Origin of the sequence: Flavobacterium sp. IB48 (assembly GCF_016405855.1) — a bacterium.
Classification (GTDB): Bacteria; Bacteroidota; Bacteroidia; order Flavobacteriales; family Flavobacteriaceae; genus Flavobacterium; species Flavobacterium ginsengisoli.
Genome location: NZ_JAEFCA010000001.1, coordinates 522975 through 546669, shown reverse-complemented (window position 1 = coordinate 546669; position 23695 = coordinate 522975). Strand labels below are relative to the sequence as shown.

Genomic DNA, 23695 nt, shown 5'->3' with positions numbered 1-23695 from the left:
TATCTTTTAGAAGCTCATTACAATTTACTACATTTGGCAAATGAATTTACCAAAAAGATATAGTCTAATAGTTGTCACAGTTATTGCTGTGACAATGTTTTTTGGATGCGAAAGTAATTTTAAAGAAGTTCAGAAAATTAACTTCTCAGAATTTGTCCCTGCCAGCGATGCAGATACTGTAAATATTAAATACACAGATTCCGGACGTATTACTGGTGTTTTGATAAGTCCGAAAATGTTAGATTATTCAAATCTTGATTTTCCGTTTACAGAATTTCCTAAAGGAATCGATGTTACTTTATATGATAAAAGACAAAAACGAACCTTTATAAAAGGTAACTATGCGGTTTCATATAAAAACACTGGGATTATTGATTTGATAGGAAAAGTAAAGATTACTTCAGAAGCTGGGCAGATTTTAGAAACAGAACAGTTATATTTCGATCAAAAAAACGAATGGTTTTATACAGAGAGAAAATTTAAATTGACCGATAAAAAAGGAGTTTCTCATGGTCAGGGAATAGATTTTAGCAAAGATTTTAAAGTGATCAATTCGCAGCGTGTAACGGGCGAAATTGAATCCAACGAAGAATTATAATATTATGGGTTATTTAAAATATACACAATACGTTTACATCCTTTTTGCAGTTTTCTTTACTTATGATGGTATCGTAAAACTTAATGAAGGAGATGAGAGTTATCCTTTTTATTTCGTAATTGCAGGAATGGCTGTTTTTATGTTTTTCTTTAGGAGAAGATTTCTTAATAAGTATAATGATCGAAATAAAAAGCAATAAAAAATGGAAATTAGTATTATAATAATCTGTTTAATACTAGCCGCCTTTTTTTCTGGGATGGAAATAGCTTTTACATCCGCCAACAAAATTTATCTCGAAATAGAAAAGAAACAAGACGATTTCTTGTCTCGAATCTTAACAAAGCTAACCGAAAATCCGTCCAAATTTATTGCCGCCATGTTAATTGGCAATAATGTAGCTTTGGTGATTTACGGTTTTTTTATGGGTGATCTGATTTTAAATTGGATGACTTATTTTGGCTTTGTTTTTTCTGATTGGTGGAATATTCTTATTCAAACACTTCTTGCGGCATTTATAGTCTTGCTGACTTCAGAATTTTTCCCGAAAGTTTTTTTTCAAATTTATGCCAATTCTTTAATTAAAATTCTGGCTCTTCCAGCTTATCTGTTCTACAGATTATTTTACTATATTTCTACTTTCTTTATCTGGATTGCCGATTTTGTGCTAAGTAAGTTTTTTAAAACAGAAGGAAGTCAAATTCATTTGTTTAGCAGAATTGAACTTGGAAATTACATAACAGAGCAAATGAGCACAGTTGAAGAAGACGAAGAAGTAGATTCTGAAATTCAAATCTTCCAAAATGCTTTAGAATTTTCTGCTGTTAAGGCGAGAGAGATTATGACGCCTCGAACAGAAATTGTAGATATAGATTTGTTCGATAGTGTTGACGATCTTAAAGCTTTATTTATAGAAACAGGCTATTCTAAAATCATCATAAGTCAAAATTCACTCGATGACATTGTTGGATACGTCCATTCTTTTGATTTGTTTAAAAAGCCGTCTACTATAAAATCAGTCTTGATGACGGTTGAATTTGTTCCAGAAACTATATTTATTAAGGATGTTTTGAATTTATTGATCAAAAAACGAAAAAATGTTGCAGTAGTTTTAGATGAATATGGAGGAACTTCAGGCATTGTTACAATTGAAGATATTGTAGAAGAACTTTTTGGGGAAATTGAAGACGAGCACGATTTAGATGAAGAATTGATTGAAGAAGAAATCGGGGAAGGTAAGTATTTGTTTTCAACGCGATTAGATGTTGAATATTTAAATGAGACCTATAAATTAATGATTCCAGAAGAAGATTCTTATGAAACTTTAGGAGGTTTTATAGTCAATCATACAAAAGAAATCCCACAAAAAGGAGATAAAATTGTAATAGATAAGTTTCATTTTCGCATTGAAGAGGCATCAAATAAGAAAATAGAACTAGTCAAATTGACAATTAAAGAGTGATTTTTTAAATTAATGAAAAAAAATGTTGAAAATAAAACGCTAGTTGTATTGTTATTAACTAGATAATTGTATTTTCGCAAACTGAATATAAAATTAACGATAATAAAATGGCAGTTTTAGCAAAAATTAGACAGCGTTCCGCTTTATTGATAGGAGTTATTGCACTTGCATTATTTGCATTTATAATACAAGATCTATTTACAAGAGGAACATTTGGTCAAAGTTCAAAAGATGTAGGAAGCATCGATGGAAAAGATATTTCATTTGAAGACTTTAGAGTTAAAGTTAGTAATGTTGAAAAAAGTGGACAAGGAATAACTTCCACTGAAGCTGCAAACAGAGTTTGGGATCAAGAAGTTTCAATCGCTTTATTGTCATCTCAATTTGATAAATTAGGATTGAGAGTTGGTGAAAAACACATTTTAGAGGTTTTGAAATCAGATCCAAATATTGGTAAAAACCCAATGTTCTTAAATGCAGCAGGAATGTTTGATGTTGCTAAGTTTAAAGATTATTTTAAAACAAACCCAGAAGCAGCGCAATACATTTCTCAAAAAGAGAAAGATGCTGAATTGAATGCTAAGTTTCAAATCTATAATACTTTAATCAAATCAGGACTTTACACAACTGCTAGTGAAGGAAAATTAAAGTATGAAATGGAAACTAATAAAGTGAGTTTTGCATATGCAGCTGCTCCTTATTCTTCTATTAAAGATAGTGAAGTTAAAATCTCTGATGATGAGATCGTAGCTTACATGAAGAAAAACGAGAAAAAATTCAAAGCTGATGCTACTCGTGAGATTCAGTATGTTTTAGTTGAAGATAAAGCTTCTAAAGAAGATGAAGCTGAAATTAAAGCTAAATTGACTGCATTATTATCTGGAAGTGTTGTTTACAACGCAAAAACAGGTAAAAACGATACATTGCCAGGATTTAAAAACGCAACAAACATTGCAGAATTTGTAAATGCAAATTCTGATGTTCCTTACGATTCTACTTACGTTCCTAAAAATGCATTGCCAGCAATTGATGCTGACAAATTATTCAGCTTGCCAGCTGGAGCAATTTACGGACCATATGTTTACGGAAGATACTATGCAATCTCTAAATCTTTAGGATTTAAAGCTGGGGTTAATGCAAAAGCAAGTCATATCTTAATTGGATATGAAGGATCTCAAACTCCAAACCCGAAAGAGAAAAGAACTAAAGAAGAAGCTAAAGCTAAAGCTGAAGAAATCTTAGCTCAAGTTCAAGCTAATCCTGATAGCTTCATGATGTTAGCTTTTACAAGTTCTGATGATTCATCTGCACAACAAGGTGGTGATTTAGGATACTTTGGGCCAAACCAAATGGTAAAACCTTTCAATGATTTTGTATTCAGCAACGGAATTGGTAAAGTTGGTTTAGTAGAAACTCCTTTCGGATTTCACATTATCAAAATTACAGACAAACAAGACGGAATTCGTTTAGCTACAATTGCTCAAAAAATCGAGCCATCTGAAGCTACTTCTGATAAAGTATTTACGTTAGCAACTAAATTTGAAATGGATGCTGCTAATAAAGATTTCAATGCTGCAGCTAAAGAATTAGGTTTAAAAGTTGCTCAGCCAGTTAATGCAAAAGCTATGGATGAAGCGTTTGGACCATTAGGTAACCAACGTAACATTGTAAGATGGGCTTTTGATAAAGAAACTGATAAAGGAGACGTAAAACGTTTTGAAATTGCAAACATCGGACACGTTATTGCACAATATAAAGGCGAAAACAAATCTGGTCTAGTTTCTGTTGATATGGCAAGACCTTATGTTGAGCCAATCTTGAAAAACAAGAAAAAAGCAGAATTATTAAAAGCTAAAATGCAAGGTTCAAGCATTGAGGCTATTGCTAAAGCTGCAGGAGTTGCAGTTCAGCAAGCTACAGACGTAACTCTAGATAACCCAGTTCTTCCAGGTGGAGTTGGACAAGAGCCACAAGTTGTAGGTAATGCTTTTGCTTTGACTGCAAACAAAATCTCTGCTCCAATTGAAGGAAATACAGGTGTTTATGTTGTTAAAAACATCAAAACTGTAAAAGCTCCTGCAATTGCTAATCACGCTGCTTACGTAGAGAAAGTAAAAGCTCAAAGCGCTAATGATGCAAGTAGAGTATTGCCAGCTTTGAAAAACAATGCTAAAATTGAAGATAACAGATTACAATTTAATTACTAATTAAAAAGTAATTTCATCTTATAAAAACCCGAAACATCTTAGATGTTTCGGGTTTTTTTTTTGTGAAAATGAACAATTTTACTTTGTGTTAATTTTCTTAAAGTTATATAGGGATTATCGAAATTTAATTTAAAAAACTTGTGATTTTCAATTTATTACAGTTTATTTGCTCGAATTTTTATTTTAACATATTTTTGGCTTTTGCTGGAAAATGAGAGAAGAAAAAAATCAAAACCCAAAGCAATATCCTTAATAACTAATTATTTAATGTTTTTTACTTTTAAATTTTTTCGAAAAAAGCCGAGAGTATATACCAAAATAGAAAGTCATATTTATGGTATCATCACGGAGCTTTTAAAAGTGAGCAGCACCGACATCAATGTTGATGAGTTGGGAGGGAAATATTATTTGAGTAACGAAGAACAACATTTTAAAGTTACAATTTTGAGTAACGATTATGTGATTAGACTAACGAACACACATGACTCTGTTGCTGAAAAGTACGATAAGGTTTTTGTAGAAGACGTTTTAAGAGCTGTAAAAGAAGAGAAGCACCGCCGAATGGAAGTTGTTTATGATTCTATTACAAATAGCATCGAAAAAATGGCAGAGCGATTGCATAATAGACTTATTGAGTCAAATGAGCAAGACAGCAAATCTATTCGTCGTCTCGAAACACAATCAGATGAAAATAAGCAGGTGAGTTATTAATTACGTTCTTAGTTATAATCATTTCCTAAATTCCAATGATTTAAATAAAGTGTTACCAGCATTGAAAATCATATAAAAAATGAAGATAATAGATTGCAACTGAATTATTAATAAACAGTAATCAATAGTATAAAAACCGAAATATTCAACCGAGTATTTCGGTTTTTTTGTGCTTGCAATGATTGAAATTTTTTGTAATAAATACTTGTTGTTTTCATAACTATTTTGATTTAATAGAAATATAATTAAAGAAAAGTTTGTAACATTCAAATTATTACAGTTAATTTGTGAGATTTTTAATACGAAAACTTAGGTTTTTGTAAAAAAGATAGGTGAATATATTAATAATCAAGATACTTAATGTTTTATATGTTTAGTTTTTTAAAAAGAAAACCTAAGGTATATTCTAAAATAGAAAATCACATTTTTGGAATAATTACGGAGCTTTTAAAAGTTGGCAGTACTGATATCAATGTTGATGAGTTGGGTGGCAAGTATTATTTAAGTAATGAGGAGCAACATTTTAAAGTTACCATATTAAGTAACGATTATGTAATTAGACTTACCAATACCCGCGATTCAGTTGCAGAAAAATACGACAGGTATTTTGTAGAAGATGTATTAAGGATAGTGAAAGAAGAAAAACACCGACGTATGGAGCTAATATATGTTTCTATTACAAACAGCATTGAAAAAATGGCAGAGCGCCTTCATAATACCCTTATTGAATCTAATGAATTTGGAAATGAAAAAATCCGTCGTTTAGAATCGGGGCATTTAGAAAATAGAGGAGATCAGCAAAAAATGAAGTTCTAGTTTTTTTAGAATTACATAGTTAAAGTTATTTCTATAAAATCATTTCACTATAAGTAAGAATGGTGCTATATCCTTTTTTGGTGAAATATTCTTTCGGATTTTCTTTAGAAACTACCATTACAAAATCTCCGCCCCAAGCTCCTAGACTTTTAATGACTCCATTAAAATCAGGAAAAACAGCTTCTTTTATGGTTTGCATTTCTAAAACTTTGCTCAAATGAATTTCGTGTTTCTGAACTGCAGAAGCAAATTCGTTTAATGTTTTAGCGTGTAAAATAGCACTTGTAATTTTGTTGTTTTCTGCAACGCGATCGGCCAAATGACTATTTTTATGATTGTTGTATGAAAAAATAGCCGATTTACTGTTTTGTTTTTTATTCAAATAAACAAAATAAATGTGCTCTTTAAAGTCAGGATTAAACTCAACTTGTTTTACAAAATTATCTTTTATTCGGTATAAAACTGGCGTGTTGTTTTGTGCACATGCAATGTCGTAACCACTTCCGCCGAAACTATTTTTTAGTAGCGTAAAAGCATTGGTTTCTGTCCATTGCGCAATATTATTTATAAGAGTAGAAGAAGTGCCTAATCCCCAGTTTTTTGGAAAACTCAAATGTGTGCTTACTTTGTATCCTTTAGCGCTTTCAATAAATTTTGGGTTCAATGCATAAGCTGCATGAAGAATATTGATTAGCGTAGATTTTACAGTATCAATTTGCGGATCTGTGCTTTTTACAACTTCATCAAATGAAATAGTTTCTTCAAACCATAAATGCTTATCTTGATCATAACTTTTCCATTCGATTTGATTGTTTTCTAGTTCCTCAATTACTAAATCTTGACCAAACTTTGTTGGTAACGCAAATGCATCTGCTCCATCCAAAACAAGATATTCTCCCGCAATAAAAAGTTTTCCGTTACTGTAAAATGTTTTCTTCATGCTTTATTTTTTAGCCCCGATAGAATTAAAATCCTTTTGCTTTTTTTTGTTTAGAAAAGCAAAAGATTGCAATGAATAGCGGGATTGGCCCTAAATTATTTTCTTAAATTCTCAATAAATTCTACTACAGCGCTGTGAGAAACGGCTGTTTTTTTGAAGTGTGCTTTAATTAAATGGCGCTCTTCGTCTGTAGCTTCAAATTGATTGATAATGTTGTTAAGGTGCATTTTCATATGACCTTCTTGAATTCCGGTTGTAGTTAACGAGCGTAATGCTGCAAAATTTTGTGCTAAACCTGCAACAGCCACAATTTCCATTAATTCTGGAGCTGAAGGTTTTTCTAAAATTTCTAAACACAATTTTACTAATGGATGTAAAGAAGTTAAACCGCCAACCGTACCAACTGCAAGCGGAATTTCAAGCCAAAAAGTAAAGATCCCGTTTTCGATTTTAGCGTGCGATAAACTAGCATATTGACCATTTCTGGCAGCATAAGCATGAACACCAGCTTCTACGGCTCTAAAATCGTTTCCTGTTGCCAGAATAACGGCATCAACACCATTCATGATGCCTTTGTTATGAGTCACCGCTCTAAAAGGTTCTACTTCTGCAATTTGAACGGCTTGAACAAAACGTTCTGCAAATTCTTGAGGATTGGTAATGTGTTTTTCTGTTAATTCTTCGATAGCACAAGAAACTTCGGCTCTAACAAGGCAATGCGGAACGTAGTTAGAAAGAATGCTCATGATGACTTCTAGGTTTTCACCATTTTGGCATAAGTCAGAATTTTGAGCTTCTTCTTTTAAAGTGGTAGCAAATTGCTCTAAACAGGAGTTTATAAAATTGGCTCCCATACTGTCTTTGGTTTCAAAAGTAGCATGAAGCTGGTAGTAGTTTTCTAATAAGCTTCTTTTGTCTTTTAGTTTAATATCTAAAATTCCACCGCCACGCTGTTGCATGTTTTTGGTAATGCTTTGCGTTTCAGAAAAGAATTTAGGTTTTATTTGATCAAAAAACTGAGTTAATTTTTCTGCATCTCCGTTATAAGTAAAATGGACTTGACCAATTTTTTCTGTGTTGATAATCGTAGCTTTAAACCCGCCTCTAGTTGACCAGTATTTTGCTGCTTTAGAGGCTGCGGCCACAACGGAACTTTCTTCGATTGCCATCGGAATTGTTTTGTACTTTCCGTTGATCAAAAAGTTAGGAGCAACTCCAAGTGGTATATAAAGGTTTGTAATGGTGTTTTCGATAAATTCGTCATGAAGTTGCTGAAGCTTTTCGTCTGAATTCCAGTAATTTCTTATAATATTTTGTGCCTCTTCAGGATTCGAAAAATATTCATTTGCAATCCAGTTAATTTTTTCTTTTTTGGATAATTTAGAAAATCCGGCAACAGCGTTGTTCATTCTCAATGTATTAAATAATATTGTTGCGGCAAAGATACTATTTTAAGAGTTTTGATTGCAATCTATTTCAGACATGAAAGTACGCAATCGTTATTTTTTTTAACATTTAACACTTAAAATGTGTATTATGTTTATTTTTTTTACTAAAATTGGGCTCTTTTTATATTTAAAATAATTCTAATGAATACAAGTAAATTTACTGCAGTACTTTTATTTTTGACTGCGGTTGTTTTTGGGCAGCAAAAAATAACTGTCGAAAATGTTTTTAGCGGAACTTTCCGGGCCAAAGGGATGGATGAGCTGCAATCGCTAAAAAATACTAATCAATATACTGTTTTAAATGTTGATATGGCGAGCAGAAGCATGCAGATTGATTTATACGATTTTGCAACGCTGAAAAAAGTATCGAATCTTATTGATACAAAAAACTACAAAGAACTTGCCGACGGAATTGACAGCTATACTTTTGATGCCTCTGAAAAAAAGATCTTAATTGCTTGTAATTCATCTAAAATTTTCCGTCACTCTTTTACTGCTGATTATTTCCTTTATGATATCGCAGCTAAATCTCTAACTAAACTTGTTGATTTTCAAATTCAAGAGCCAACATTCTCACCTGACGGAACCAAAATTGCTTACGCTAAAGAAAACAACTTATATATATATGATGTTGCTTCAAAAAAATCTACTGCTGTAACAACAGACGGAAAGAAAAATGCTGTCATTAATGGTATTACTGACTGGGTTTACGAAGAAGAATTTGCATTTGTTCGTGCATTTGATTGGAGTAAAGACAGTAAAAAACTAGCTTATATTCGTTTTGATGAAAGTCAAGTTCCAGAATACTCAATGTCAATTTTTCACAAGGATTTATATCCAAAAATCGAAACTTTTAAATATCCTAAAGCTGGAGAAAAAAACTCTGTAGTTTCATTACATATATATGATGCTGCTGGAAATACTTCAAAGAAAGTAGATTTAGGAAATTACAATGATTTCTACATTGCAAGAATGCAGTGGACAAATGATGCAAATGTGCTTTCTGCGCAAGTTTTAAACCGTCACCAAGATAATTTAGATTTATTGTTTATTGACGGCAATACAGCTACTCCAAAAGTAGTTTTAAATGAAAAAGATAAAGCTTACGTAGATATTACAGATAATTTAACTTTCTTAAAAGACAATAGTTTTATCTGGACTAGCGAAAAGGACGGTTTTAATCATATTTATGTGTATGATAAAAACGGAAAACTTAAAAATCAAGTTACAAAAGGAAACTGGGAAGTGGTTTCATACTACGGTTTCGACGAGAAAACAAAAACTATTTTCTACCAATCTACAGAAAATGGTTCAATTAACAGAGATCTTTACAGAATTGGTTTAGATGGAAAAAACAAAGTGCGTTTGTCTTCTAAAGTAGGAACAAGTAAAGCGACTTTTAGTCCAAATTTCCAATACTTTATTAATACTTTCTCAAGTAATACACAGCCTACAACTTATACTCTTAACGAGGCTAAAACAGGAAAAGAAATTCAGGTTATCGAAAACAATCAAGCTCTTGCTGATAAATTAAAAGCCTATGATCTTCCTTCAAAAGAATATTTTGTTTTAAAAACGGCAAAAGGAAACGAATTGAATGCTTGGATTTTAAAGCCAAAAGATTTTGATCCTTCAAAAAAATATCCTGTTTTCATGTTCCAATATTCTGGTCCAGGATCTCAGCAGGTAAATAATCAATGGAACAATTCTAATGATTATTGGTTTCTTTCATTAACGCAGCAAGGTTATATCGTTGCTTGTGTTGACGGAAGAGGTACAGGTTATAAAGGAGCTGATTTCAAAAAAGTGACTCAAAAGGAATTAGGAAAATATGAAGTTGAAGATCAAATTGATGCTGCAAAAGTAATTGGTGCTTATCCGTATGTGGATGCTTCAAGAATTGGAATTTTCGGATGGAGTTATGGTGGATTTATGGCATCTAACTGTATTTTCCAAGGAAATGATGTGTTTAAAATGGCAATTGCAGTTGCTCCAGTTACAAACTGGCGTTTTTATGATAGCGTTTACACAGAAAGATACATGCAGACTCCACAGGAAAATGCAAGCGGATACGATCAAAACTCTCCAATTAATCACGTTAGTAAATTGAAAGGGAAGTTCTTGTTGATTCATGGTTCTGGAGATGACAACGTTCATGTTCAAAATACGATGCAAATGATGGAAGCTTTAATTCAGGCAAATAAACAATTTGATTCTCAAATTTATCCAGATAAAGACCACGGTATTTATGGTGGAAATACTAGAATTCAGCTTTACACAAAAATGACCAATTTCATCAAAGAAAATCTATAATCTAAATATATAACCTAATTAAAATAGTGAATAATATGGGAGAAACACAAGTAAAAACTGCGCATCCAAAAGGGCTTTGGGTATTGTTTGGAACGGAGATGTGGGAGAGATTCAATTTTTATGGAATGCGAGCTTTATTGACTTTATTTCTTGTAAATTCATTATTGATGAAGGAAGAAGAAGCATCTTTAATTTACGGAGGTTTCCTTGGACTTTGTTATTTAACGCCAATGCTAGGTGGTTTTGTTGCCGATCGTTATTTAGGGAACAGAAACTGTATCTTATTAGGAGGGTTATTGATGGCGATTGGGCAAATGCTTTTGTTTACTAGTGGAAGCATTTTTGAGTCTAATTTAGACTTAGCAAAAATCGTTATGTATTCTGCATTAGGTGTAATTGTTTTTGGTAACGGATTCTTTAAGCCAAATATTTCTAGTATGGTTGGAAGTTTGTATCCAAAACAAGAAAAAACAAAATTAGATAGTGCGTTTACTATTTTCTATATGGGTATTAACATCGGAGCTTTTTTAGGCCAGTCAATCTGTCCTTTATTGGGAGATGTTAAAGATGCGGGCGGAATTAGAGATATTCATGCTTTTAGATGGGGATTCATGGCGGCTTCTGTTGCAATGTTATTAGGAACAATTTTATTTTACTTCTTAAAGAATAAATATGTAGTTTCTCCAGAAGGAAAGCCATTAGGAGGACTTCCTTCTAAAAATGATGCTTCAGATTTTGAAGAAGGAGAAGCGCAAACAGCAAACTTTTCTACAAAAGCTTTAATAGGAGCAGGAATTGCTTTTATCGCTTTAGGATTCTTTTTTCATTATGTTGTAGGTCAGAATTTGATTTATACTCTGATTTATTCAAGTGGTTTGGCATTAGCAGGATTAATTATTTCTGATACTTCTTTAACTAAGATTGAAAGAGATAGAATTATTGTAATTTATATCGTTTCGTTTTTTATTATTTTCTTTTGGGCAGCATTTGAACAAGCTGGTTCATCTTTGACTTTCATTGCTGATAACCAAACAGACAGACATTTCTTTGGCTGGGCAATGCCGCCATCGATGGTTCAAATTTTTAACGGAATGTTTGTTGTGTTTTTAGCAGTTCCATTTAGTATTCTTTGGGATACTTTAAGAGCTAGAGGCAAAGAACCGATTTCTCCAGTAAAACTTGCTGCAGGATTAGTAATAATTTCTATGAGTTTCTTAATGATCGCTACTCAGGTTTCTTATATCGGAACTTCTGGACTTTTATTAGTAAAATGGCTTATCTTATTATATTTCTTAAACACATGTGCAGAATTATGCTTATCTCCAATTGGTTTATCATTGGTAGGTAAATTATCTCCAAAACGTTTTGCGTCATTATTATATGGGGTATTCTTTTTATCAAATGCATCTGGATATGCATTAGGAGGAACTTTAGGTTCTATTTTGCCTGCAACAGGTGATAAATTTGCAAAAGCAAAAGAATTAGGGATTGATTTACAAGCGGTTTTAGATAAAAAAATAACGCTTTCAGCAGATCAAATAGCTTTATTGGATCATCATCAAATTAGTGCTCAAAATCCAATTTTTGCAGGATTTGAAATCCATAACTTATATGAGTTCTTTATGGTTTTTGTTGTTTTGACAGGTATTGCTGCAATTTTATTATTTGCTTTAACGCCACTATTGAAGAAATTAATGCACGGTGTTAGATAAAATGGAAAACAATATTACTTTAGAAGAAATTCAAAATTTTAAAGGCAAGTACCCAAAACAATTGTGGTACTTGTTTTTGGTTGAAATGTGGGAACGTTTTTGTTTCTACGGAATGAGAGGGGTTTTAGCTTTTTTTATGGTAGACCAGCTAGGTTTAGTAGAAGGAAAAGCAAATCTTCAATATGGAGCGATTCAGGCTTTTGTTTACGCATTTACATTTATTGGAGGTATTTTTGCAGATAAAATATTAGGATTTAAGAAATCACTACTTTTTGGAGGAATCGTTATGATTCTTGGGAATTTGCTTATTGCTGCTTCGCCACATGATTTCTTTTACTACGGAATAACGCTTTCTATCATCGGAACAGGTTTCTTTAAACCAAACGTTTCTTCGATGGTAGGTGAGTTGTATCATGAAAGTGACGGTCGTCGAGATGCTGGTTATGGATTGTTTTATGCAGGAATTAATATTGGAGGAATGCTTGGTGGTGCAATTCCTATTTATTTAGGAAAGAACTATTCTTGGAGTCTTTGCTTTCTTTCTGCGGCAATTGTTATGGTAATTGGAGTTATTACTTTTCTTTTAACGAAAAAACATTTAGCGCCAATTGGAAATTCTCCATTAGAAAATCAAGCGCCTAAAAAACGTAATCTTTATGAAATAGCGGTTTATGTTGGTTCTTTTGTTGTAATACCATTAGTTTATATAATGGTTATCAATTCTGATTTTACAGAATACTTTATGTATACTATGGGAATAGCGGCATTAGGGTATTTTGCATATGAATTGATAATGCTAAAGGATGGAAAACAACAGCGAAAACTTTTAGCTGCATTTGTATTCATTTTTGGATACTTTATGTTTATGGCAATTTCGGAGCAATCTGGAGGATCACTGTCTTTGTTTGCAAAAGATAATTTATCTAGCAAGTTATTGTTTTTTAACATTGATCCAAACGTAGTAAATAATAGTATTAACTCGTTGTATGTTGTTATTTTTAGTCCGTTGGTAGGATTGTTATGGATATTTATGGCCAAGCGAAAAATTGAACCTAATACGGTTATTAAGTTTGGTTTGTCTTTTGTTTTGCTTGCGGCAGGTTTCTTTATTTTTTACAGCGCCAGATTTTTTGTAAATGCAGATGGATTAAGTTCTCTAGATGTTTTTGCTTTAGGATATCTTGTATATACTCTTGGAGAATTGTGTATTGGTCCGATCGGAATGTCGGTAATTACAAAATTATCTCCTAAAAGATTGTTCGGAATGATGATGGGGCTTTGGTTCTTGTCGAGTGCATTTGGCCAGTTTGCAGCTGGAAAATTAGGAGCTGAAATATCTAATGCTAATACAGGAACTACATTAATGACTAAGCTTATCGCTTATACAGATGGATACTATCAGTTAGCATTATATTCTTTAATTGCAGGAATCGTTTTAATTGTAGTTACGCCACTAATCAGAAGATTAATGCAAGAAGTTAAATAATTATATTGTAACAACTTTTTGTATAAATTTGTGTAAAATTTCTCACTATGAAAAAAATACTACTTATTGCTTTGTTTTTAATTGGAGCCGCAAATCTTCAGGCGCAAGAATTAAAATGGTATACAGATGTTAGAGAGGCAATTACTATAAGTAACAAAGAGCAAAAACCTATGCTAATGTTCTTTACAGGAAGTGATTGGTGTGGTTGGTGTATTCGTTTGCAAAATGAAGTTTTAAAGACTGCAGAGTTTAAGAAATGGGCAGCAGATAATGTAGTTTTAGTTGAATTAGATTATCCTAGATCTGTTGCGCAGACTCCAGAGCTTAAAAGTCAGAACAATGAATTGCAACAAGCTTTTGGTATTCAGGGTTTCCCAACTGTTTTCTTTACAAGTGCGGAAACAAAGGATGGGAGAGTTAATTTTAAAGGTCTTGGTAAGACAGGATATGTTGCTGGTGGACCATCTGCTTGGTTAACTGTTGCAGAAGGAATAGTACACCCTAAGAAATCATAAATTAGATTTAAAAATATTGAAAAGTCCCTTACAATGTAAGGGACTTTTTTTTGTTTAGTAGGAAAAACTCTTTGTAAAATTATCTCTAATTGAGTATTTGGTATTTTATTATATTTAAAAAAACATATAATGTATTTTTTATGCTAATAAAAATTGGAAAATTAAAATATAATGTTAATTTCGTCTTGCTAATCTAACCAAAACCAATTTATATGATTAAAAAACTACTTATCCTACTGTTTTTTTTAGGCTCATTTATGACGCAGGCGCAAAATTTAGCATGGAGAACAAACATGACAGATGCTATTGCGATAAGTAATGACCAGAAAAAACCAATGTTGATTTTATTCACTGCCTCAGGTGTACCAGAAAATCTCCAAAATGAAATCTTTAAAACGCCTGATTTTGCTGTTTGGTCACGTGATAACGTGGTCTTAGTAAAATTAGATTTGTCTGATATGAATGCTTCAGATAGCGATCGCGAACAGAATGTGAAATTAAAAAATGCATTTGGAGTTCAAGATCTTCCAGAAGTATGCTTTGCAATGGCATCGGTAAGAAAAAACAAAACGACATTTAGTGCTTTAGGAAAAATAGCCTACAAACCAGGAGGAGCGAAAGCTTGGATTGCAGAATCAAATGCAATTTTACATCCATCAGAATAGTAAACGATTTCATTCGACTTTTATTTTAATTTTTTTTAGTCCCCTTTCTGTTTTTCAGAGGGGGATTTTTTTGTTCTAAAAAATACATCGATAATTTGATTATTTTTATTTGTGTTTATTTCACATTTATTAAAAAATAGCCTATTTATTATCAATTTGATTTTAATGCTTATAAGTTGGTTTTTAATTTATTAAAATCGTTATCGGATTCTGTTTTTGTATTATTTTAGATTTATTAACATAACCAAAACCAAAATTATATGCCGAAAAAATTACTTATTCTACTATTTTTTTTAAGTCCATTTTATATGAATTCTCAAAATATAATATGGAAAACAGATATTAATGATGCTGTAACTGTGAGCGCAGAAAAGAGAAAACCATTGCTGATTTTTTTTACTAGCCAAGGTGTAAATCCTCAGTTGCAAAATGAAATTTTTTCTACTCGTGATTTCGAAGAATGGTCACGTAAAAATGTTATTCTAGTCAAGCTTGATATTTCTGATTCTTCAATCTCAGATGCTACTAGAGAGCAGATTTTACGATTAAAAAATGCTTTTGGTATAGAAGATATTCCGCAAGTGTGTTTTTCAGAAGTAACCAGCAGGAAAGGAAAAACCAATTTTAATAAATTAGGACTTATTGGTTATAATGCTTCAGGAGTTAAATCGTGGATCTCTGAATCGAATTTAATTTTAAATCCAGAATAAATTATAATCTATAGTATCCCTTTTCTTTTGTTGAATGAAAAGGGATATTTTTTTTGAGACAACTATTTTTCCAATATTTCTGAATGGAGTTCGAATTTGATCCATCTGCAATAACAATTTTCGGATGAAGAATTTGCAACAATCGATCTAAGTTTACTTTTGAAGTCTGAGTAAGAATTAAAATATCTGGTTTAATTTTTTCCGAATAAGTTTTAGTGCTGTCAATTATTAGGATCCTGTTCTTTTTAAAATAAAGTACATTTTTAATCTCTTTGGTTGTAGGTAATGAAATTGAATTTCCTACGAGATACGAATTTATGTTTCTGTTGTTCTCACTAAGAGTATCTTTTGTGAAAAGCAAAAGGTTTCTTCCTAAACGCTCAGAAATTAGGGTGTTATTTTTTTCATTATAAACAATTAATTCTTCTTCATTTTCCGTTTCTATTTTGGTGAAAATAAAAGCAAGCTGGATAGTAATAATTGAGACGAATACAAATAGCAATTTATTAAAACTTGGTTTTTTAATCCAGACGATTGTGCCAATTATAAAGAATGAAAATGCCCATAAGTGATACAGATTAAAACTGATGTTTTGAATGACAAAAGAATCAACAGAGGCAACAGCATGAATCATGAGATTTAAAAGGTAAATACTTTTTTCAAAAATGATTGTAATAAATAATGGTGGACTGGTAAAAATAGCTATAATCATAACCACAATTCCTGCTATCATGATGAAGGATAAAACTGGAAGGATTATGATGTTGGTAACAAAAAACAATCCAGGAAATTGATGAAAATAGTAAAGGCATAAAGGCAATGTGCCAATTTGTGCTGCAAAAGAAACCGTTAAGGCTTCCCAAATGTAAATTGTTAGTTTATTTTTCGGGTTATAAATATTCTTTAAAATAGGCTGTAGCCAAAGAATGAAAAAAAGCGCGATATAGCTTAACTGAAAACCAACATCAAATAAGAAATACGGTTCAAAAAGTAATATCAGTAAGATTGAAACCAATAAAGTATGATAGATATTGCCATTTCGACATAAATGATTTCCAATTGCAAGAAAGGAAAACATGACTACAGATCGCAAAACGGAAGGCGATAAACAAGAAATAACAGCAAAACCGGCTAAGGAAATTAGAATACAAGCTAGTTTAAAAAATGAACCTTTTTTTGTGTTTGGAATTGGTTTCAGTATAAAAGTGATAAAAAGCATTATAAAGCCCACATGAAGCCCTGAAACAGATAAAACATGGGTAGCTCCAGAATATTGATAATCTTGAATTATACCTTGTGAAATCTCTTGCTGTTGGCCTAAAATTAATGCCAAAGCAACATTCATTTCGGCTTGATTGAAATTTGATTTTTCTAGATTGGAGATTATTCTAGAATGAAGTTTGGCGCAATAATACCAAATGTCTTTTTGAATGGCTTTATTAACTAGAATTTCTTTTTTCTGGCAATAAACCTGCGCATAGATTTGTTTGTCGGCCAAATATCTGCTGTAATCAAATTGATTGGGATTTTTGCTTGGTTTGTTTTGCTGTAAAATTGTTTGAATTTTAATGCTGTTTCCTATAATCAAATGATTCTTGCTACTGTCTTTCTGGACATTTACAATTACTTTTCCCGAATAAGGTTTTCCTGAGATTGTTTTTATTAAACCAATGTACCGATCACTATAATCGTTGCTTTTTAATTTCTCTCTAAGAATTAAAGTAGTAGATTGTTTGCTTTTAAAAGCAGATTTGCAATGAGTGTAATTGTCTTTTTGAAGATTTTCAGTGTGACTAATAAGGGTAAAAGTTCCAATGAAAAAGGCTAAACCACAGCTGAGAATACCAAATAGAGACGATTTCTTATTCCGTTTTAAGGTCCAAAAGAAAGCGACAAAGAATGCAATAAAACTCAGCAAAAGCGGAAAAGCAATTATCGATATTGAAAAATGTAGATAATACGAGGCAATTATGCCAAGTATAAAGGCTATTGTAATTTTTACTAACGGAAAATCTAATACTTTCATGGTTTAAAAGTATTAAATATTTGTAAGAAAAATAATAAAAAAAATGAATTTTTTATGGAAGAACCCTATTTACCTGTTCAAAAGAGTTTTTGTAATAAGCTTCTTTAGTAGAAGAAATAATTACACCTTTAGAAGTAGAGGAATGGACAAATTTAATTTCGTCAGAATTAACTTCCGTGATTAATCCGACGTGATTTATTTGTCTGCTTTTGTTAGTTTTAAAGAAAATTAAATCGCCTTTTTTTGCATCATTTAGTGGAATGACTTTTCCAATTTTTGCTTGATCATAAGAACTTCTTGGAAGTTGGATGTTTTCACTTTCAAAAGTAGTGTAAACAAGTCCAGAACAATCAAAACCGCTTTTTGTAGTTCCTCCTGCTTTATAGCGAACGCCAATATTATCAGTTGCTTTTTCGATTAAAGTATTAACCAAAGCTTTGTTTTCTTTTTTTGATTCGCTTTTTGTGCCACTTTTTGATACCGCTGTCGAAGTCGATTTACAAGAAGTAAAAGCAATTGCTAAAAGGAGGAAAATTACAATTCTTTTCAAAATCAGTTACTTATTTTGTTTTAAATCGGCAACAATGAGTCTTGCTGTATTTTTACTCGCTCCAACTCCGCCTAATTTTTGTTCTAATATATCGTAATTATGTAGCACTTTATTGCGATAATCAGGTTCTAATAATTTTTGAAGTTCTTCTTTAATTCGTTTTTTATTGCAGTCTCCTTGAATTAATTCGGTTACAACTTCTTGATCCATAATTAAATTGACAAGAGAAATGTATTTTAAAGTGATAATACGTTTTGCAATCTGGTACGAAACTTCGCTTCCTTTATAGCAAACTACTTCTGGAACTTTAAAAAGAGCCGTTTCAAGAGTTGCAGTTCCAGAAGTTACTAGAGCTGCGGTTGAAGAACGAAGTAAATCGTAGGTTCTGTTCGAAACAAATGCGATGTTTTTGTTTTTTAGAAACTGCTGATAAAATTCATATTCCTGACTTGGAGCGCCAGCAATTACAAATTCGTAATCCTGAAAATCATCAACAACACTCAGCATTACGCTCAACATTTTGGTAATTTCCTGCTTACGACTTCCTGGTAGAACGGCAATAATTGGTTTTTCGCCTAAATTATTTTCTTTTCTAAATAAAGCTTCATCAAAAGCAGGCTGATTCTGAATGGCATCAATAAGAGGATGTCCAACAAAATCTACCGGAAAATGATGTTTGTCTTCGTAAAAGCTTTTTTCAAAAGGCAAAATCACAAACATCTTATCGACATCTTGTTTAATGGCTTTAATTCTGTTTTCTTTCCAAGCCCAAATTTGAGGAGAAATATAATAATGCGTTTTATAGCCTAATTCTTTTGCCCATTTTGCAATTCGCATATTAAAACCAGGATAATCAATAAAAATAATAACATCTGGCTGAAACTCCAAGATATCTTTTTTACAGATTTTGATATTGTTTAATATGGTTTTTAAATTGAAAACCACTTCAATAAAACCCATAAAAGCCAAATCGCGATAGTGTTTTACTAGAGTTCCGCCTACTTTTTGCATTAAATCTCCGCCCCAAAATCTAATTTCTGCTTCAGGGTCTTCAACATATAATGCTTTCATTAAATTAGAACCATGTAAATCTCCAGAGGCTTCTCCTGCAATTATGTAATACTTCATGTTGGTTTTTTTGTAAATGTGCTAAAGTTGTAAATCCGCAATAACGGTAACAAAGCAAAGATAAGATTTAAATAACTAATGTCGAAATAGCCAGTGCAATCACGGCTAAAATTACACCTCGAGCCATATATTCTTTATTTCTTTTTAGCAGAATAGCAAATACAGCAAGATCTAAAAGTGTTCCAAGAGTGATTATTTTTCCAAGATATCCATGTTCTCTAATGATCTCAATTCCTGACGAAATATCAAATGTTGTGAAAAAAGTAATAAACAAATAGCTTCCCAAAAGAGCCGTAAAAATTCCGATCAAAAAACCGATTAGTACTTCTTTAGTCATTTAATTTCCAAGTGTTAAGTTGCTGAATAGAATGATGTGCTGTCAAATCAAATTGTACTGGAACAACAGAAATATATCCGTTTGCCAAAGCCCATTCGTCTGTGTCTTCGCCTTTATCTTCGTTTACAAATTTTCCAGCAAGCCAGTAATAATCTTTTCCAAAAGGAGTTTGTCTTTTATCAAATTTTTGCGCATAGTAGGCTTTCGCTTGACGACAAACTTTTATTCCTTTAATTTCAGATTCTTTTAGTTTCGGAAAATTGACATTTAAAACCACCCCTGGAGGAAGTTTATTGGCCAGAGTTTCTAAAGTAATTTTTTTCACAAAAGATTTGATTGGTTCAAAATCGGCATTCCAATCAAAATCTAAAAGAGAAAAACCAATTGCCTGAATGCCTTCAATTCCTGCTTCTACAGCAGCGCTCATAGTTCCAGAATAAATGACATTGATAGAAGAATTCGATCCATGGTTTATTCCCGAAACGCATAAGTCAGGTTTACGTTTCAAGATTTCGTTTACTGCCAATTTTACACAATCTACAGGAGTTCCAGAACAGCTGTATTCTGCAATTGTGTCATCGTCTTTTGAAATTTTATCTATAAACAAAGTATTGTTGACTGTGATTGCGTGTCCCATTGCACTTTGAGGTTTGTCTGGCGCAACAACAATAACGTTTCCGATTGTTTCCATGACGCTAATTAAGGCTCTAATTCCAGGAGCTAAAATACCATCGTCGTTAGTTACCAATATAAGTGGTTTCTCAGCTTTCATTTAATAAATATTATGTGTAGTTTTAACAATTGTAAGATTTTAAAAACAAAAATAATCACAATTATTTGTGAGAAGTCACAAATAGTGCAAAATTTGTCAACTAAGGTAAAGAACTTTTTTACGAATTAAACATTTTTATATCTTTAACAAAAAATTATCGAAGCGTTAGCTCTCGTGGCATAGTTTTTAACGTAACTTAGATAAAAAAATTGATGAATGCTATTATAAAGTTTATGAAAAGAAATTATAAGATACTCATAGCCGTATTGTGCTTATCGCTTACATTGTTTGCATTTAAGATGAATGCCGATAGGACAATCGACCCAGATCCGAACAGAGACAAGACACTTTTAGAATTACTAGCATTTGTTATTGAAAAAGGACATTATAGCCCAGCAGAAATAAATGACGAATTTTCTAAAGGTATTTTCAAGGATTATATTGATGCTTTAGACCCTTCAAAAAGATTTTTCCTTCAGTCTGATATTGACGAATTCAAACAGTATGAATTAATGTTGGATGATCAGTTTTTGAATAAAGATATTACGTTTTTCAACCTTACTTATACAAGGTTAATGAAGCGTATGGAAGAAAGTAAAAAACGTTATAAAACGATTTTAAGTCAGCCATTTAACTATAATGTAGATGAGAATTTTGATGCGGATTATGAAAAAATGCCGTATGCAAAAAACTTAACAGAGATTAATGAAAGATGGAGAAAACAAATTAAATTATCGACTCTATCGTCTTTAGTAACAAAACAAAAAATTGAAGAAGAGAAGAAGAAAAAAGATCCTGCTTACAAAGAGAAATCTTTTGAAACTTTAGAAAAAGAAACTCGCGAAAGCTCTTTAAAATCTCTAGATGATAATTTTAGTGTAATTAAAGATTTAAATAGAGACTACTGGTTTTCTGTGTATTTGAACTCTATCATGGCTCGTTTTGATCCGCACACAAGCTATTTTGCACCAGAAGAAAAAGATCGTTTTGATGTAAATATCAGCGGTAAATTGGAAGGTATTGGAGCTCGTTTGACTAAGAAAAACGATTTTACTCAAATTGATGAGTTAATTTCTGGAGGTCCAGCTTGGAAAGGAAAGCAACTTGAAGCAGGAGATTTAATCTTAAAAGTTGCTCAAGGAAATGAGGAGCCTGTAGATGTTGTTGGAATGCGTTTGGATGATGTTGTAAAGAAAATTAAAGGGCATAAAGGAACTGAAGTAAAATTGACGGTTAAAAAAGTTGACGGTTCTATCAAAGTGATTTCTATCATTCGTGATGTTGTTGAAATTGAAGAAACATATGCAAAGTCTAGTGTTGTTGAGAAAAACGGTTTAAAATATGGAGTAATTTATCTTCCTAAGTTTTATATTGATTTTGAAAACAAAGACGGACGTGATGCAGGAAAAGATATTGCTAAAGAAGTAGAGAGACTAAAAAAAGAAAACATCAATGGTATTGTATTAGACGTTCGTGATGATGGTGGAGGATCTCTTTCTACTGTGGTTGATATCGCAGGTTTATTTATTGAAGAAGGACCAATTGTTCAAGTAAAATCTGCAGGTAAAAAGAAAGAAGTTCTATACGATAAAGATAAAAAAATCGAGTGGGATGGACCACTTGTTATCATGGTAAACAGTTTTTCTGCTTCTGCATCTGAAATTTTAGCAGCTGCAATTCAGGATTACAAACGTGGTGTAATTATCGGAAGTAAACAAACATACGGTAAAGGAACGGTTCAAAATGTATTAGATTTAAATCAGTTTGTGCGTAATGCAAATTATGGAGATCTTGGTGCATTGAAAATTACCGGACAGAAGTTTTACAGAATAAATGGAGGATCTACTCAGCTTGAAGGAGTTCATAGTGATGTCGTAATGCCGGATCGTTATGCTTACTTAAAAATGGGCGAGAGAGATATTGACAATGCAATGCCTTGGGATAAAATTGATCCAGCAGATTATAGCACATGGAATTCTAATGAGAATTTTGCTAAAGCTATCAATAACAGTAAAAACAGAATTGCTCAAAATCCTCAGTTTAAATTAATTGATGATAATGCAAAATGGATTGATGTTAAAAACAAAGAAAATGTTTACAGCTTAAATATTAAGAGTTTTAAAGAAACTCAAGAGCAAGTTGAAAACGAAGGAAAAAAATACAAACCAATTTCTGATTACAAAAACGATTTGATCTTTAAATCGCTTCCGTACGAAGAAGATGAAATGAAAGCTGATGCATCTTTAAAAGAGAAAAGAGATGCATGGCATCAAGCTTTATCTAAAGATGTTTATGTAGAAGAAGCATTAAATGTACTAGATGATTTGCAGACAAAAGGTTTGGTGAAAAATACAGTTAATCCTAAAATGAAAAAGGATAAACTAGTGAAGTCTTAAGTTCGAGAAGAATTTAATTTGTTAAAAAACGCTCTGTAAATTTTGAATTTATGGAGCGTTTTTTTTGTACGTTTATCGCTTAATATTTTTATTTATGAAAAAGTTGCTTTATGTGTTTTTAATGAGTTTCGTGCTGTTGTCATGCAAGAAGGAGAATGTAGAGAAAGAAAATATAAGAGAAGAAAACGAAAGTAAAGATGTGATTTCTTTTAAGGGAAATTCTACGAGCAATGATTCTTATACCGTAGCTTATTTGCCAACTTCAACAACGAAACAGATTGTAAAGCATCAATATTATACGCTTTCTTATAATGAAAAGTTTGAACAGGCAGAGTGGGTGGCTTATGAATTAAAAAAGGAATATTTAAAAAATAACGATTATAAAAGACCTTATTTTATTGAAGATCCAAAAGTAACTACGGGTTCTGCAGATTGGAGAAACTATAAAAATTCTGGTTATGATAAAGGGCATCTTTGCCCCGCTGGAGACATGGAGTTTAGTAAAGATGCTTATAATGATACTTTTTATACTTCGAATATTTCACCTCAAAAGAAAGAGTTTAATGCCGGAATTTGGAATAGAATAGAGCAAAAAACGCGCTATTGGGCAGGAAAATATAATGATATTTATGTTGTAACTGGCGGAATTCTGAAGGATTCGGATAAAAAAATAGGAATAGAGAAAGTTGCTGTTCCTGAATACTTTTATAAAATTGTTTTAGCTAAATCTGGAACAGAGCATAAGGCAATTGCTTTCTTAGTGCCAAATGAAAAAAGTGATAAATCAATTTACGATTTTGTTGTTCCAATCGAAACTTTAGAAAAAATGACTGGAATTGATTTCTTCCCAAATCTTAAGAACTTAAAAAGCAGTAAGGATTTTTAATTAAATACTGTTTATCTATA

General features: G+C 31.9%; 21 protein-coding genes. 14 read left to right on the top strand and 7 right to left on the bottom strand.

Annotation, left to right across the window (positions count from 1 at the left end):
• Nucleotides 1–40: 40 nt before the first annotated feature.
• The 6 genes from lptC (at nt 41) to JC605_RS02365 (ending at nt 5791) form a co-directional block, all read left to right on the top strand.
• Nucleotides 41–598: an LPS export ABC transporter periplasmic protein LptC gene (gene lptC, locus JC605_RS02390; protein WP_198854705.1), complete on the top strand. Its 558-nt coding sequence runs from the start codon at nt 41–43 to the stop codon at nt 596–598.
• A gap of 4 nt (nt 599–602) precedes the next feature.
• Nucleotides 603–797, top strand: a complete 195-nt coding sequence (locus tag JC605_RS02385) for a hypothetical protein (RefSeq protein ID WP_198854704.1) — start codon at nt 603–605, stop codon at nt 795–797.
• A 3-nt stretch (nt 798–800) separates the two neighbouring features.
• Complete coding sequence (locus JC605_RS02380; protein WP_198854703.1) at nt 801–2057, top strand: hemolysin family protein; 1257 nt, start codon at nt 801–803, stop codon at nt 2055–2057.
• A 107-nt stretch (nt 2058–2164) separates the two neighbouring features.
• The gene (locus JC605_RS02375; RefSeq protein WP_198854702.1) at nt 2165–4264 is read left to right on the top strand and encodes a peptidylprolyl isomerase; all 2100 of its coding nucleotides are present in this window, start codon (nt 2165–2167) and stop codon (nt 4262–4264) included.
• Nucleotides 4265–4624: 360 nt separating this feature from the next.
• Nucleotides 4625–4975 carry a hypothetical protein gene (locus tag JC605_RS02370; protein ID WP_345157061.1) on the top strand — a complete coding sequence of 117 codons (351 nt, stop codon included), beginning with the start codon at nt 4625–4627 and terminating at the stop codon, nt 4973–4975.
• 369 nt (nt 4976–5344) lie between these two features.
• Nucleotides 5345–5791 carry a hypothetical protein gene (locus tag JC605_RS02365; RefSeq protein ID WP_233074012.1) on the top strand — a complete coding sequence of 149 codons (447 nt, stop codon included), beginning with the start codon at nt 5345–5347 and terminating at the stop codon, nt 5789–5791.
• Between the two features lie 31 nt (nt 5792–5822).
• Here the strand turns inward: JC605_RS02365 and JC605_RS02360 are convergent, their stop codons facing one another.
• Both JC605_RS02360 and JC605_RS02355 read right to left on the bottom strand, forming a co-directional pair.
• Nucleotides 5823–6731, bottom strand: coding sequence for a GYDIA family GHMP kinase (locus JC605_RS02360; protein WP_198854700.1), 909 nt, complete (start codon nt 6729–6731; stop codon nt 5823–5825).
• A 95-nt stretch (nt 6732–6826) separates the two neighbouring features.
• Nucleotides 6827–8140 carry a hydroxymethylglutaryl-CoA reductase, degradative gene (locus tag JC605_RS02355; protein WP_198854699.1) on the bottom strand — a complete coding sequence of 438 codons (1314 nt, stop codon included), beginning with the start codon at nt 8138–8140 and terminating at the stop codon, nt 6827–6829.
• A 180-nt stretch (nt 8141–8320) separates the two neighbouring features.
• On the opposite strand from JC605_RS02355, the gene JC605_RS02350 reads away from it, so the two are divergent.
• From JC605_RS02350 to JC605_RS02325, 6 genes are all read left to right on the top strand, one after another.
• Complete coding sequence (locus JC605_RS02350) at nt 8321–10492, top strand: S9 family peptidase (RefSeq protein WP_198854698.1); 2172 nt, start codon at nt 8321–8323, stop codon at nt 10490–10492.
• Nucleotides 10493–10527: 35 nt separating this feature from the next.
• Entirely contained in the window at nt 10528–12204 is a 1677-nt protein-coding gene (locus JC605_RS02345; RefSeq protein ID WP_198854697.1) for a peptide MFS transporter, read from the top strand.
• A 1-nt stretch (nt 12205) separates the two neighbouring features.
• Nucleotides 12206–13690, top strand: coding sequence for a peptide MFS transporter (locus JC605_RS02340; protein WP_198854696.1), 1485 nt, complete (start codon nt 12206–12208; stop codon nt 13688–13690).
• A 47-nt stretch (nt 13691–13737) separates the two neighbouring features.
• On the top strand, nt 13738–14205 hold the full coding sequence (locus tag JC605_RS02335; RefSeq protein WP_198854695.1) for a thioredoxin family protein: 468 nt from the start codon (nt 13738–13740) through the stop codon (nt 14203–14205).
• 212 nt (nt 14206–14417) lie between these two features.
• Nucleotides 14418–14870: a thioredoxin family protein gene (locus JC605_RS02330; protein WP_198854694.1), complete on the top strand. Its 453-nt coding sequence runs from the start codon at nt 14418–14420 to the stop codon at nt 14868–14870.
• A gap of 260 nt (nt 14871–15130) precedes the next feature.
• Entirely contained in the window at nt 15131–15580 is a 450-nt protein-coding gene (locus JC605_RS02325; RefSeq protein ID WP_198854693.1) for a thioredoxin family protein, read from the top strand.
• Nucleotide 15581: 1 nt separating this feature from the next.
• On the opposite strand, the gene JC605_RS02320 is transcribed toward JC605_RS02325, so the two are convergent.
• The 5 genes from JC605_RS02320 to surE all read right to left on the bottom strand — a co-directional run bounded on the left by JC605_RS02320 (nt 15582) and on the right by surE (nt 20393).
• Nucleotides 15582–17606, bottom strand: a complete 2025-nt coding sequence (locus JC605_RS02320; RefSeq protein ID WP_198854692.1) for a ComEC/Rec2 family competence protein — start codon at nt 17604–17606, stop codon at nt 15582–15584.
• 52 nt (nt 17607–17658) lie between these two features.
• The gene (locus JC605_RS02315; RefSeq protein ID WP_198854691.1) at nt 17659–18156 is read right to left on the bottom strand and encodes a C40 family peptidase; all 498 of its coding nucleotides are present in this window, start codon (nt 18154–18156) and stop codon (nt 17659–17661) included.
• A 6-nt stretch (nt 18157–18162) separates the two neighbouring features.
• Nucleotides 18163–19284, bottom strand: a complete 1122-nt coding sequence (gene lpxB / locus JC605_RS02310) for a lipid-A-disaccharide synthase (protein ID WP_198854690.1) — start codon at nt 19282–19284, stop codon at nt 18163–18165.
• A gap of 67 nt (nt 19285–19351) precedes the next feature.
• Complete coding sequence (locus JC605_RS02305) at nt 19352–19621, bottom strand: hypothetical protein (RefSeq protein ID WP_198854689.1); 270 nt, start codon at nt 19619–19621, stop codon at nt 19352–19354.
• On the bottom strand, nt 19614–20393 hold the full coding sequence (surE, locus tag JC605_RS02300) for a 5'/3'-nucleotidase SurE (protein ID WP_198854688.1): 780 nt from the start codon (nt 20391–20393) through the stop codon (nt 19614–19616). The genes JC605_RS02305 and surE overlap by 8 nt, the downstream gene beginning before the upstream one ends.
• Nucleotides 20394–20605: 212 nt before the next feature.
• Between surE and JC605_RS02295 the strand changes: the two genes are divergently transcribed.
• Nucleotides 20606–22789, top strand: a complete 2184-nt coding sequence (locus tag JC605_RS02295) for a carboxy terminal-processing peptidase (protein ID WP_198854687.1) — start codon at nt 20606–20608, stop codon at nt 22787–22789.
• A gap of 94 nt (nt 22790–22883) precedes the next feature.
• Nucleotides 22884–23675, top strand: a complete 792-nt coding sequence (locus JC605_RS02290) for a DNA/RNA non-specific endonuclease (RefSeq protein ID WP_198854686.1) — start codon at nt 22884–22886, stop codon at nt 23673–23675.
• Nucleotides 23676–23695: the final 20 nt, after the last annotated feature.